This window comes from Streptomyces sp. NPDC058619 (assembly GCF_042717785.1).
GTDB lineage: Bacteria > Actinomycetota > Actinomycetes > Streptomycetales > Streptomycetaceae > Streptomyces.
Map to the genome: position 1 here is coordinate 97720 of NZ_JBHXQN010000004.1, position 12143 is coordinate 109862.

Annotated in this window: 11 protein-coding genes; 7 read left to right on the forward strand and 4 right to left on the reverse strand. The window is 71.9% G+C overall.

The window, feature by feature from the left end:
- Positions 1 to 67 precede the first annotated feature (67 nt).
- Positions 68 to 547 carry an SsgA family sporulation/cell division regulator gene (locus tag ACFWTC_RS06175; RefSeq protein WP_384028274.1) on the reverse strand — a complete coding sequence of 160 codons (480 nt, stop codon included), beginning with the start codon at positions 545 to 547 and terminating at the stop codon, positions 68 to 70.
- A gap of 289 nt (positions 548 to 836) precedes the next feature.
- Between ACFWTC_RS06175 and ACFWTC_RS06180 the strand changes: the two genes are divergently transcribed.
- Positions 837 to 2639 carry an RDD family protein gene (locus ACFWTC_RS06180; protein ID WP_384028272.1) on the forward strand — a complete coding sequence of 601 codons (1803 nt, stop codon included), beginning with the start codon at positions 837 to 839 and terminating at the stop codon, positions 2637 to 2639.
- A gap of 76 nt (positions 2640 to 2715) precedes the next feature.
- On the forward strand, positions 2716 to 3414 hold the full coding sequence (locus ACFWTC_RS06185; RefSeq protein WP_383924468.1) for an RDD family protein: 699 nt from the start codon (positions 2716 to 2718) through the stop codon (positions 3412 to 3414).
- 109 nt (positions 3415 to 3523) lie between these two features.
- Here the strand turns inward: ACFWTC_RS06185 and ACFWTC_RS06190 are convergent, their stop codons facing one another.
- Positions 3524 to 3784, reverse strand: coding sequence for a hypothetical protein (locus tag ACFWTC_RS06190; RefSeq protein WP_383924471.1), 261 nt, complete (start codon positions 3782 to 3784; stop codon positions 3524 to 3526).
- Between the two features lie 483 nt (positions 3785 to 4267).
- Between ACFWTC_RS06190 and ACFWTC_RS06195 the strand changes: the two genes are divergently transcribed.
- Both ACFWTC_RS06195 and ACFWTC_RS06200 read left to right on the forward strand, forming a co-directional pair.
- Positions 4268 to 6619, forward strand: coding sequence for an immune inhibitor A domain-containing protein (locus ACFWTC_RS06195; protein ID WP_384028315.1), 2352 nt, complete (start codon positions 4268 to 4270; stop codon positions 6617 to 6619).
- A gap of 116 nt (positions 6620 to 6735) precedes the next feature.
- Positions 6736 to 7050: a hypothetical protein gene (locus ACFWTC_RS06200; protein WP_351276442.1), complete on the forward strand. Its 315-nt coding sequence runs from the start codon at positions 6736 to 6738 to the stop codon at positions 7048 to 7050.
- A 33-nt stretch (positions 7051 to 7083) separates the two neighbouring features.
- Here ACFWTC_RS06200 and ACFWTC_RS06205 read toward each other — a convergent pair whose 3' ends face one another.
- Positions 7084 to 7668: an isochorismatase family protein gene (locus ACFWTC_RS06205; protein ID WP_383924474.1), complete on the reverse strand. Its 585-nt coding sequence runs from the start codon at positions 7666 to 7668 to the stop codon at positions 7084 to 7086.
- A 163-nt stretch (positions 7669 to 7831) separates the two neighbouring features.
- A complete protein-coding gene (locus ACFWTC_RS06210) occupies positions 7832 to 9160 on the reverse strand; it encodes a nicotinate phosphoribosyltransferase (RefSeq protein ID WP_383924476.1) in 1329 nt (442 codons plus the stop codon).
- An 80-nt stretch (positions 9161 to 9240) separates the two neighbouring features.
- On the opposite strand from ACFWTC_RS06210, the gene clpS reads away from it, so the two are divergent.
- From clpS to ACFWTC_RS06225, 3 genes are all read left to right on the forward strand, one after another.
- Positions 9241 to 9555 (forward strand): ATP-dependent Clp protease adapter ClpS, encoded by a 315-nt coding sequence (gene clpS / locus ACFWTC_RS06215; RefSeq protein WP_267841727.1) that lies wholly within the window; start codon positions 9241 to 9243, stop codon positions 9553 to 9555.
- Positions 9555 to 10157, forward strand: a complete 603-nt coding sequence (locus ACFWTC_RS06220; protein WP_383924479.1) for a DUF2017 domain-containing protein — start codon at positions 9555 to 9557, stop codon at positions 10155 to 10157. The genes clpS and ACFWTC_RS06220 overlap by 1 nt, the downstream gene beginning before the upstream one ends.
- Before the next feature lie 356 nt (positions 10158 to 10513).
- Complete coding sequence (locus ACFWTC_RS06225) at positions 10514 to 12001, forward strand: amino acid permease (RefSeq protein WP_383924481.1); 1488 nt, start codon at positions 10514 to 10516, stop codon at positions 11999 to 12001.
- Positions 12002 to 12143: the final 142 nt, after the last annotated feature.

The window sequence follows — 12143 nt, forward strand, 5'->3', positions numbered from 1 at the left end:
GCTCGCGGTGCGCCCGCCCGCCCGTGCGCCTCGCCGTGCGCCCCGCGGCCCGCTCCGGAGCCCGGCGTCACAGGTTGCCGTCCGCCGACTCGTCGGACGGCCACGGGTCGCGCAGCCACAGCTCGTCGGCCGGGGTGGGGGCGAGCAGCTGGGCGAGCGCGGCGTCCAGGCCGAGCCGGTCGGCCTCGGTGCCGGGCGGGACGATCCGCAGGGTGCGCTCCAGCCAGGCCGACACGGAGCCGGCGGGGGCCTCCAACAGGGCGTCGCCGTCGGGGGAGCTGAGCGCCATGCAGAGCACCGCCCGGTTGTCGATCTTCGTCGGCCAGATCCGGACGTCGCCGTGTCCGGACGGCCGGAAGACCCCCTCGACCAGCAGCTCGCGCGAGAAGGTCCACTCGACGGGAGCGGCGGAGCCGGTGTGGAAGGTGATGTGGACGGCGTACGGGTCGTCCGTGAGGTAGAGCAGGCGGGCGGGGACGGCGACGCTGCGCTCGGGGGACAGGACCAGCTTCAGTTCCAGCTCGCGTTCGACGACGGGGTGGTGCATGGCGGCCTCACTTCGGTGCACTGCGCGTGCGCCGGGTGCGCGCCGCGCGTCGTTGTGCGGGGCCGGATCGCGCCCCACATCCGGAGAGAGCGGCGAGGTGCCGGGGTATGACGCGACTTCGGGCCGCGGAGCCGAGATTGGCCGAATCCTGTCGGCTGACTGAAAACAGTCGTATGGGCCAGAGTTTGTCCGAACGCGTGCATTCTCCCGTTACCGGACCTGTCGGGGGGAGGTTCTTGGCTATGGTCCTTCCCTGGACAAGCCTCAAGCCACGATCGGAGTTGGGGACATGACGGCCTCCCCTGGTGACGGCGAGCACGCGGCCCGCGAGGGCTACTACCCGGATCCGTCCATCCCCGGGTTCGTCCGGTACTGGAACGGCGCCGCGTGGGTGCCGGGTACGAGCCGCCCCGCTCCGGCCGTTCCGGTGCCCGGGCCCGCTCCCATGGAGGAGACGGGGCCGGTGTTCCTGGACGAGACCTCCGCGACCGAGACCCTGCCGGAACCGGCGCAGGCGCCGGCCGTGACGCCGGGGCCGGAACGCGCGTCGGAGCGCGAACCGGAACGAGAACCGGAGCGCGAAGCGGAATCCGCCGGCGAACCGGTGTGGCAGGCCGACCGCCTCCACCAGGCCGGCTTCGGCGGCCCGCGCGACCACCGGGTGTCGTGGGGCAGCCCGGCGGAGCCCGCCGCCGCGTACGAGCCCGTGGCGCACGAGCCGGCCGCCGCCGAGCCCGCCGCCGCGTACGAGCCGGCCGACCGGTACGCGTCCGCCGACCGGTACGAGCCCGCCGCCGGTCTCGCGCCGGCCGCCGGTCACGCGCCCGCCGGGCACCAGGCCGCCGCCGTGCGCGAGCCGGCCGGGTACGAGCCCGCCGCCGCCCGCGAGCCCGCCGCCCGTCCGGCCGGGGTCTCGCTGGGCCGCCACCGCCCGGAGGCCGCCGACGAGCCGGCCGGGCCCGGGGTCTCCCTGGCCCGTACGCCGGCCGCCGCCGCGGCGGCCGCACCGGCGGCGCGGTTCCCCGCGCAGGTCTCGGCGGGCGTCCTCGCGGCGCGCTCGCCGGCTGCCTCCGCCCCCGCCCCCTCCGCCCCCGCCCCCGTTCCCTCCGCCCCCGCTCCGGCAGCCCCTGCCGCCGCCGCCCCCGCTCCCGCCGCCCCCGCTCCGGCGTGGCCCGACGCCCCGGGCGGCAGCGGGAGCGGAGCGGTCTCCGGCCTGACGTCATCCTGGCCCGAGGCGAGCCCCCGCGCCGCAGCGGCCGCCCCGGCGGCCCCACGTCCGGCCGAGGCCGCCCCGGCTCCGGCTCCGGCCCGGGCGGCGGCCGCGCCTGAGGCCCCCGAAGCCCCCGTCCGCGAGGAGGCCGCGCCCCGCCGCGCGAACCCGGCAGCCCCCCGCCCCGCCGCCGCGCAGCCCGCACCCCGCCCGGCCCCCGTGCGGCCCGCCGCCGCCCAGGCATCCGCCGCCCAGGCGCCCGTCGCCCCGTCGGCGGCCGCGTCCGGGTGGCAGCCGCGGGCCGGGGAAGACCGGCCGTCGCTGCCGCAGCCCGAGGAGCCGGCCCGTACGGAGGGGGCCCGTACGGCCCGCGGCACCACGCCCCGGGCCGTGTTCGAGCGGATGGCCGAGCGGGCCGCACGCCCCGCCGGACTGGGGCGCCGGGTCGTGGCCCGCGTCCTGGACTCCCTGGTGTTCGGAGCCGTCGCGGCCGCCGTCGCCCTGCCCCTGGTCCCCGCGGCCACCGCGCACCTCCAGGCCAAGGTGGACGCCGCCCGGGCCGGCGGCCGCACCACCACGGTCTGGCTGTTCGACACCACCATCGCCACCGACGTGGGCCTCGTCCTCGGCGCCGTCCTGCTCTTCGGGGTCTTCTACGAGGTGCTGCCCACCGCGCGCTGGGGCCGCACCCCCGGCAAGAAGCTGCTCGGCGTACGGGTCCTGGCGGTCGGCACCCTGCGGCCGCCCACCGTCGGCGCCGCCCTGCGCCGCTGGCTGGTGTACGCCCTCCTCGGCGTCCCCGGCAGCCTCTGGTGCCTGTTCGACCGACCGCGCCGGCGCGGCTGGCACGACCGGGCGGCGGGGACGTACGTGTCCCGCTGAGCCACCCGGGGCGGCCCGTCCCCCGAACGGACGCCGTCCCGTTGCGGGGGCCCCGGAGCCGGGTTCGACTCGGGCCATGAGTACCGACCAGCCGCCGCAGGGCCAGCCGCCCGAGGACGACCCGTTCCTCAAGAAGCCCCAGGAACCGACGCCTCCGTCGGGCGGTTCGCCGTACGGCTCACCGCCCGACGGAGGCCCGGGCGGCGGCGGGGGATATCCGCCCCCGCCCCCGCCGTACGGAGGCGGCGATCCCTACGGCGGAGGCGGCGGCCACGGCATGCCCGATCCGCTCGCCGGGATGCCCCCGCTCGCCGACATCGGCAAGCGGCTCGCCGCCCGCATCATCGACGTGGTCATCGTGGCGATCCCGCTGTTCCTGATCCAGCTGGCGATCGGCACGAACCGCTACACCGTCGAGACGGACCAGGGCGAGGACATCTCCGAGGTCATCACCAAGTCGTACAGCGGCGGCGGCCTGATCATGACGCTGATCTCGATCCTCGCCTACGTCGGCTACGACTGGTTCTTCACCAAGAAGAACGGCCAGACGATCGGCAAGAAGGCGATGGGCCTGCGCGTCGCGATGCTCAACGACGGCAGCGTCCCCCAGTCCGGCCCGGCGCTGAGCCGCGCCGCCGTGCTGTGGCTGCCCACGCTGATCTGCTGCTTCTGCCTGTGGCCGATCGCGCTGATCATCTCGGTCCTCGTGGACAAGCCGTACAAGCAGGGCCTGCACGACAAGGTCGCCAAGACCGTGGTGGTCAGGTCCGCGTAGGACGACCGGTACGACGGCGGCAGCGCCACGGCGCGCAGCACGAAGCGGGCGGTCTCCCTCCGGGGAGGCCGCCTGCGGCGCGTCGCGCGCCGGCCGGATGCGGCAACCCTCAGTGGTGCACGGGGTGTTCGGACGCCGCCGTCCTGTGCTCGGGTACCCGGGCGCCCGGCGCCGTACGGACCGTGTGGCGGCCGCGGCGTTTCGGTACGGGCACGGTGAGTGCGACGAGCAGGCCCAGGGCGAGGGCGGCCGCGGAGACGACACCCACCCCGAGCCCCGTGCTGGTCTGCGAGAGCAGCAGCATGGCGATCGTCGACACGATGACGGTGGCGGACCCGTAGGCCAGCTGTGCGGCAGTCGGACGCGGCATGGCGATATCCGTCCTCAGTGAGGGGAGGGGGAGTCGGCTCAACAAGGTCGCGCGTCAAGTGACTCTACGACGGGAGATGCCCGTGGGGAACCGCCAGTAAGCGTGACCTAACCCACGGTGCCGGAGCACGGGGGGCGCACGGGTTCATTTCCCATGCCCCGACGCGGCCTGAACTGGGCGTAAAACTGGCTTGAATCGGACGGATGTGCCGTCGGGAAGCACCCTTCGCCCCGTATGGCTGTGGAACGTCCGAATAGCGGAACTCATTGCCCGCATAGTGCAGTTGTAACGAACAAGTCAAGGACTGTCTTTTCTCGCGTCTCTCCGGTCAAATGTCGTCACTTGAGACGCGCGCCGCGCGGAACCCCCCGCTCCTATGGAGAAGTTCCGACCTACGTCGCGGCCGCGGGAGGGGAACGACATCAAGTGACCAGCAACTCCGTCAGACGACGCGCGCTGCGCGCCGCTGCCGTCACCGTGACCATGGCCGCCTGCGCGACCAGCGTCACCTTCTTCAGCGTGAGCGCCGCCCAGGCCGATCCCAGCCCGGCCGCCGCTCCGGCCGCCGACCGGCAGGACCCGACCGCCCCGGCCAAGGTGGCCGAGCACAACCTCAAGGGCCCGTTCAGCGAGCAGCAGGCGCAGCAGCGCAAGGCCGCCCTGGACCAGGTGCTGACCGGCAAGAAGGACGTCGAGCAGCGCGGCGCCTCCAAGGTCGTCAAGCTCGACGAGAAGAAGTACGTCGAGCTCGGCCGGGAGAAGACCGACAAGATCTTCACGATCCTCGTGGAGTTCGGCGACCAGGTCGACAACACGACCATGCACGACCCGGACGGCCCGGGCCCCAAGCCCGAGGCGCCCAAGTACGGCGGCACCCCCGGTCCCATGCACAACACGATCGCCCAGCCGGACCGGAAGCTGGACAACAGCACCGCCTGGCGCGCGGACTTCAGCCGCAGCTACTTCCAGGACCTGTACTTCGGTACCGGCAAGGGCAAGGACTCGCTGAAGACCTACTACGAGAAGACCTCCTCGGGCCGTTACTCGGTCGAGGGCGAGGTCTCCGACTGGGTGAAGGTCCCGTACAACGAGGCCCGTTACGGTTCCAACTACTGCGGCCAGACCAACTGCTCCAACGTGTGGGACACCGTCAAGGACGGCGTCCTCGCGTGGACGGAGGCCCAGAAGAAGGCCGGGAAGACCGACGCGCAGATCAAGGCGCAGCTGGCCCAGTACGACCTCTGGGACCGTTACGACTTCGACGGCGACGGCAACTTCAACGAGCCCGACGGCTACATCGACCACTTCCAGATCGTCCACGCGGGCGAGGACGAGTCGGCCGGCGGCGGCGTGCAGGGCACCACCGCGCTGTGGGCCCACCGCTGGTACGCGTACGGCACCAGCGCGGGCAAGACCGGCCCGGCGAACAACAAGGCCGGCGGTACCCAGATCGGTGACACCGGCATCTGGGTCGGCGACTACACGATGCAGCCGGAGAACGGCGGCCTCGGCGTCTTCGCGCACGAGTACGGCCACGACCTGGGCCTGCCGGACCTCTACGACACCTCCGGTGGCGGCGAGAACGGCGTCGGCTTCTGGTCCCTGATGTCGGCGGGCTCCTGGCTCGGCAAGGGCAAGGACTCCATAGGCGACCTCCCGGGCGACATGACCGCCTGGGACAAGCTCCAGCTGGGCTGGCTGAACTACGACAAGGCGAAGGCCGCGACGAAGTCCACCCACAAGCTGGGCGTCTCCGCGTACAACACCAAGGACAAGCAGGCGCTGGTCGTCGAGCTGCCCAAGAAGAAGGTCCAGACCGACGTCGTCGCTCCCGCCGAGGGTTCCTCGCAGTGGTGGAGCAACATGGGTGACGACCTCAAAAACACCCTCACCCGCTCGGTCGACCTGACGGGCAAGAAGTCCGCCGCCCTGTCCCTGAAGGGCTGGTGGGACATCGAGGCCGAGTACGACTACCTCTACACCGAGGTGTCCACCGACGGCGGCGCCAACTGGACCGCCCTCGCGGGCACGGCCGACGGCGTGGCCCTCCCGGCCGACGCGGGCGGCAGCCCCTCGCTGACCGGTGTCTCGGGTGCCTGGAAGTCGCTGAACTTCCCGCTCGACGCCTACGCGGGCAAGAAGGCCGACCTCCGCTTCCGCTACCAGACGGACGGCGGCGCGGGCGGCAAGGGCTTCACCGCCGACGCCGTCAACATCACCGCGGACGGCTCCACCGTCTTCGCCGACGGCGCCGAGAACGGCGACAACGGCTGGACCGGCAAGGGCTTCTCCCGCATCGGCGCCGGCTTCACCAAGGAGTACGCGCAGTACTACCTGGCCGAGAACCGCCGCTACGTGTCGTACGACTCCACCCTCAAGGTGGGCCCGTACAACTTCGGCTTCGGCAACACCCGTCCGGACTGGGTCGAGCACTACCCGTACCAGGACGGTCTGCTGATCTGGCAGTGGGACACCTCCCAGAAGGACAACAACACCAGCCAGCACCCGGGCCAGGGTCTGATCCTTCCGATCGACGCCAACGCCAAGCCCATGAAGTGGGCCGACGGCACGCTGCTGCGGAACAAGATCCAGCCGTACGACGCGACGTTCAGCGCCTACTCGACGGACGCGTTCACGCTGCACAAGAACGGCGAGGAGCTCTTCGTCAAGCCGAAGCCCACGAACCTGGTCTTCGACGACCGCAAGGGCAAGTACTACTACGACGAGAACCCGACCGGCTCCGTGAAGGTCACTGACACCAACACGAAGATCAAGATCCTCAAGGAGGCCTACGACGGTCTCCAGATGACGGTCGAAGTCGCCCCCTCCAAGTAGTTTCTCGGCAAAATCGCAGGTCAAAGCATGATCGGCCGTCGCCCTCTAGCGGGCGGCGGCCGATCGCGTTTAGATGCACGGGCTGAGATTTCTTATTGACGGGGGAGCTGAAGATCATGCCCGGTGGAGGTTTCGTCAGATTGCCAGGCGGCAGCGTGGTGGTCGCGCTCACGCTGCCGAGGCCGTCATCCGGCGACGGCGGCGACAGCGGAAGCGTCCGCGTGCTGGTGCACGCCGCGAACCGGGCCCGCGCCCTGACCAGGCTGCGGAACCTCGGAATGCGCGCGGTGTACCTGCGGGGCAACGCCCAGCCCCCGACCCCGGACGAGGTCACGGCCGTCCTGCACCACCCGGACGGCCTGCTGTGGCGCTGTGCCCCCGACGTGGCGGAGGAGCTCTGGCACCCGATCCGGGCCCTTCTGGGGCGCTAGGGGGTGGCGGGCGGCCCCGGCTCCCGGCCGGGGTCAGCCGCCTACCAGCTCCACCCCGGCCGCGCGGAGCTCGTCCAGGGCGCGGGCGGTGGTGTGCGGGGCGACGGCGGCCGTCAGGTCGAGCAGGACGCGGGTGGTGAAGCCGGCGCGGGCCGCGTCGAGGGCGGTGGCCTTCACGCAGTGGTCGGTGGCGATCCCGACCACGTCGACCTCGGTCACGTTCCGGTCCCGCAGCCACCGGTCGAGCGTCAGCCCGTTCTCGTCGGCCCCCTCGAACCCGCTGTAGGCGGCCTCGTAGGCGCCCTTGTCGAAGACGGCGGCGACGGCCCCGGACGCCACGGCGGGCGCGAAGTTCGCGTGGAAGCCGACGCCCTCGGTCCCGGCGACGCAGTGGACGGGCCAGGACGTCTCGAAATCGGGCTGCGCCGGGGGGTGCGCGAAGTGGGCGCCGGGGTCGATGTGGTGGTCGCGGGTGGCGACGACGTGCCGGTACCCGGGCGTGGCCTGGCCTATCAGCTCGGTGACGGCGGCGGCGACGTCGGCCCCGCCGGTGACCGCGAGGCTGCCGCCTTCGCAGAAGTCGTTCTGGACGTCGACGACGATCAGTGCGCGGTGCATGGCGCGTGCCCTTCGGTTCGTGGTGGTGTGCGGGGACGGGGCCTGCGAAGGCTCCTCCCCCGCCCCGCCCCTTCCCGAAACCGGGGCCCCGACCCGGCCGGCCGGGCCCCGGCCCGGGCGCGGGGTCAGACGTACGCGGCGGGGTCAGACGTACTCGGCCGGGTCAGACGTACTCGGTGGGGAGCACGGCCTCGCCCCGCGAGAGCTGCGTCGCGGACAGCGGCAGGCCGGCCAGGACCGTGCGGTGCCGGTCGCGGGCGCTCTCCAGCGGCTCCCGCGCGACCACCTCGCCCGCCTTGACCAGCTGCGTCAACAGCTGGTGGCCGGCCAGCGCCGCCGGGACCGGGCCGAGGCCCACGACCTCCGCCTCGGCGATGCCCTCGGCGTCGACCCGGCGGGCCGCCCACTTGCGGCCGCCCAGCGAAGTCTTGCCGCCCGAGGACTTCTTCGCCACCGGGGCCAGGGCCGCCTTCGGGTCCGCCGAGGTCGCCCGCGCCACCAGCTTGTAGACCATCGAGCACGTGGGGTGCCCGCTGCCCGTCACCAGCTGCGTGCCGACCCCGTACGCGTCCACCGGCGCCGCCGCCAGCGAGGCGATGGCGTACTCGTCCAGGTCCGAGGTGACCACGATCTTCGTCGCGGTCGCCCCCAGCTCGTCCAGCTGCTGGCGGACCCGGTGGGCCACCAGCAACAGGTCGCCGGAGTCGATGCGCACCGCGCCGAGGTCGGTCCCGGCGATGTCGACGGCCGTGCGGACGGCCTCGGCGACGTCGTAGGTGTCCACCAGCAGCGTCGTGCCCCGGCCCAGCGAGGCGACCTGCGCGGTGAACGCGTCGCGCTCGCTGTCGTGGACCAGGGTGAAGGCGTGGGCGCTGGTGCCGACGGTGGGGATGCCGTACCGGAAGCCGGCCGCCAGGTCCGAGGTGGAGGTGAAGCCGCCCACGTACGCGGCCCGCGCCGCGGCCACCGCCGCCAGTTCGTGCGTGCGCCGCGCGCCCATCTCGATCAGCGGGCGCGCGCCCGCCGCCGAGGACATCCGGGAGGCGGCGGCGGCGATCGCCGAGTCGTGGTTCAGGATCGACAGGATCACGGTCTCCAGCAGCACGCACTCGGCGAAGCTGCCCTCGACGCGCAGGACGGGGGAGCCGGGGAAGTACACCTCGCCCTCGGGGTAGCCCCAGATGTCGCCGGAGAAGCGGTAGGAGGCCAGCCAGTCGAGCGTCCGCATGTCGACGACGGCCCGCTCGCGCAGGAACTCCAGCACGGCGCCGTCGAAGCGGAAGTTCTCCACCGCGTCCAGCACCCGGCCGGTGCCCGCGACGACCCCGTAGCGGCGCCCCTCGGGCAGCCGCCGGGTGAATACCTCGAAGACCGAGCGGCGGTCGGCGGTGCCGTTCGCCAGGGCGGCCTGCAGCATCGTGAGCTCGTAATGGTCCGTGAAGAGCGCTGTCGACGGCACGTCCACCGGCAGGCCCAGGTCCGCAGGGTTCATGGCTGGGATGCTAGCGCACATTTCGTCAAAGTGACGAGATGTATGGCCCGTTTGTGCGACGGGCCCCCGGCAGTGGCAGCATGGGACGAGTGAGTGTTGCTCCTGTAGAGATCGAACGCACCGAATCGGCCGAAGAGACCTTCGCGGTCCCGGAACCCGACGTCCCCTGGGTGACCCTGGTGCACAACGACCCGGTCAACCTCATGAGCTACGTGGCCTACGTGTTCCAGGCGTACTTCGCCTACTCCAAGGACAAGGCGCACAAGCTGATGCTGGACGTCCACCACAAGGGGCGGGCGGTCGTCTCCAGCGGCACCCGCGAGGAAATGGAGCGCGACGTGCAGGCCATGCACGGCTACGGCCTGTGGGCGACCCTGACGCAGGACCGCGGCTGATGGGGGGAACGTTCGAGACCCGCGAGGGCGGCGGGGCCGCCATCGCGCTGGACGAGATCGAGATCTCCATCCTGCGCTCGCTCGCCGTCCAGCTGCTGGAGCTGATCGGCCCCGGCGCCCCGGAGCCCGCCGAGGACGCCGACCCGCTCGCCGCGCTCTTCGCCGAGGGCCCCTCGGAGCCCCCGTCCGACCCGGCGCTGGCCCGGCTGTTCCCCGACGCGTACGGGGCTCCCGGCGGAGCCGCCGAGGCGGGCGTGGACGCGGCCGAGCTGACGGCCCGGGCGGCGGAGTTCCGCCGCTTCACCGAGAACGACCTGCGCGCCCGCAAGCGCGAGGACGCGCTCGCCGTCGTCCGCAGCCTGGACGGGCTCACCCCGGCCGGCGACGGGGCGGCGGTCCTGGAGCTGGAGGGGGAGCTGCCGCTGCGCTGGCTCGGCGCGCTCAACGACCTGCGCCTGACGATCGCGGCCCGCCTGGACATCACCGAGGACGACGAGAGCGCCGTGCTGTTCCGGCTGCCGGACGACGATCCGCGCAAGCCGATGGTGATGGCGTACCTCTGGCTCGGCGGGCTCCAGGAGACTCTCATCGAAACCCTCTGAGGCGTCGGGCTCCCCGCGGCCTCCGGAGACCCTCAGAAGATCCTCAAGAAGGGGCGGCGTTCGCTCAGCGGACGCTCAAATCCGGATAACGATCAGATCACCGTGATGCGGTGATCTGACGCGTTTCGGGGTCCATGTCCTGAATTTACCGTGGCCCGTGTCACATCCACCTGCCTCGATCACCCGTAAGCCCGTGATAAATCTTCACGACCGCCGACGGGACGCCACCCATGTCCCCCGGCCTGCTTGAACCGGCGGACCGCCGGCGTGCAACTCCATCCGTATCCGGGGGGATCGAGGACCCGATCCGCAGCCTGTAGAGGGCGCGGGTCGGCGTGGAGAAAGGCGCACCAGACATGACCTCTGTGCAGGTCGAGCAGCACGGCAAGACGCCCGGCGAGGGCACGCGGGGCGAGGGCGACGGCGAGGGTTACCACCGCGCGCTCGGGGCCCGCCAGATCCAGATGATCGCGATCGGCGGTGCCATCGGCACCGGCCTGTTCCTGGGAGCGGGCAAGGCCATCTCCAAGGCCGGCCCGAGCCTGATCCTGGCCTACGCGATCGCGGGCCTGGTCATCTTCTTCATCATGCGGGCCCTGGGCGAGCTGCTCATGTACCGCCCCGTCTCCGGTTCCTTCTCGGACTACGCCCGCGAGTTCCTGGGCCCGTTCTGGGGGTACGCCACCGGCTGGACGTACTGGCTGTTCTGGGTGGTCACCGGCATCACCGAGGTCACCGCGGCCGCGAAGTACATGTCGTACTGGACCCACGACAGCTTCCCGCAATGGGCCTACGCGCTGATCTTCACGGTCATCCTCTACGGCGCCAACCTGATCTCCGTGAAGCTCTTCGGCGAGCTCGAGTTCTGGTTCTCCATGATCAAGGTCACCGCCATCGTCGGCATGATCCTGATCTGCGCCGGCATCCTCACCATCGGCTTCTCCGACGCCGCCGCGACCGCGTCCGTCTCCAACCTCTGGAACGACGGCGGGTTCTTCCCCAAGGGCATCGGCGGCACGCTGATGACCCTGCAGATCGTGATGTTCGCCTTCCTCGCGGTCGAGCTGGTCGGCGTCACCGCCGGCGAGTCCAAGGACCCGGAGAAGACCCTCCCCAAGGCCATCAACACCGTGCCGTGGCGGATCGCCGTCTTCTACGTCGGCGCGCTGATCATGATCCTGTCGGTCGTCCCGTGGACGCACTTCCAGCCCGGTGTCTCACCCTTCGTCGCCGCCTTCGAGCGCATGGGCCTCGGCGTCGGCGCCGCGATCGTCAACTTCGTCGTCCTGACCGCGGCCCTGTCGTCCTGCAACTCGGGCATGTACTCCACCGGCCGCATGCTGCGCGACCTCGCGCAGAACGGCCAGGGCCCGAAGGTCTTCACCAGGCTCACCAAGAGCGGCACCCCGCTCATCGGCACCACCTTCTCCGCTTCGCTGATGCTGGTGGGCGTCTGGATCAACTACGTCGCGCCGGGCAAGGCCTTCGACTACGTCGTCTCCTTCGCCACCATCTCCGGCATGTGGGCCTGGATCATGATCCTGGTCTGCCAGATCAAGTACCGCGCCAAGTCCGACCGCGGCGAGCTGCCCAAGTCGAGCTTCCGCGCCCCCGGCGCCCCGTGGACCAGCTGGTTCGCCCTGCTGTTCATCGGCATGGTCATCGTGATGATGGGCGTCGACAAGGACTCCCGGGTCTCGCTGTACTGCGCCCCGCTGTGGGGCCTGCTCCTCGGCGTCTCCTACCTGGTCCTGAAGTCCCGCAACCCGCAGGGCGCCGCGTTCAACAAGGTCTCGCAGTCCTCGGAGTCCTCCCAGTCCTCGGAGTCCTCCCCGTCCTCGTAGCCGCACCGCCGACCGTGGGGTCCCGGCCGCCCGCCCCGGCCCGGGCCCCCCGCCCCCCCCCCCCCCCCCCCCGGGGGGGGGTGGCACATTAGGGGCCACCCCGACCCCCCCCCGGTACGGGGGGGCCCGGCAGCGTATGCAA

Coding starts and splice junctions, on each gene's coding strand:
- ACFWTC_RS06220 (WP_383924479.1), top strand. CDS start 9,555: ATGGGGGGAACGTTCGAGACCCGCGAGGGCGGCGGGGCCGCCATCGCG.
- ACFWTC_RS06210 (WP_383924476.1), bottom strand. CDS start 9,160: ATGAACCCTGCGGACCTGGGCCTGCCGGTGGACGTGCCGTCGACAGCG.
- ACFWTC_RS06195 (WP_384028315.1), top strand. CDS start 4,268: ATGGCCGCCTGCGCGACCAGCGTCACCTTCTTCAGCGTGAGCGCCGCC.
- ACFWTC_RS06225 (WP_383924481.1), top strand. CDS start 10,514: ATGACCTCTGTGCAGGTCGAGCAGCACGGCAAGACGCCCGGCGAGGGC.
- ACFWTC_RS06205 (WP_383924474.1), bottom strand. CDS start 7,668: ATGCACCGCGCACTGATCGTCGTCGACGTCCAGAACGACTTCTGCGAA.
- ACFWTC_RS06185 (WP_383924468.1), top strand. CDS start 2,716: ATGAGTACCGACCAGCCGCCGCAGGGCCAGCCGCCCGAGGACGACCCG.
- ACFWTC_RS06200 (WP_351276442.1), top strand. CDS start 6,736: ATGCCCGGTGGAGGTTTCGTCAGATTGCCAGGCGGCAGCGTGGTGGTC.
- clpS (WP_267841727.1), top strand. CDS start 9,241: ATGGGACGAGTGAGTGTTGCTCCTGTAGAGATCGAACGCACCGAATCG.
- ACFWTC_RS06180 (WP_384028272.1), top strand. CDS start 837: ATGACGGCCTCCCCTGGTGACGGCGAGCACGCGGCCCGCGAGGGCTAC.
- ACFWTC_RS06190 (WP_383924471.1), bottom strand. CDS start 3,784: ATGCCGCGTCCGACTGCCGCACAGCTGGCCTACGGGTCCGCCACCGTC.
- ACFWTC_RS06175 (WP_384028274.1), bottom strand. CDS start 547: ATGCACCACCCCGTCGTCGAACGCGAGCTGGAACTGAAGCTGGTCCTG.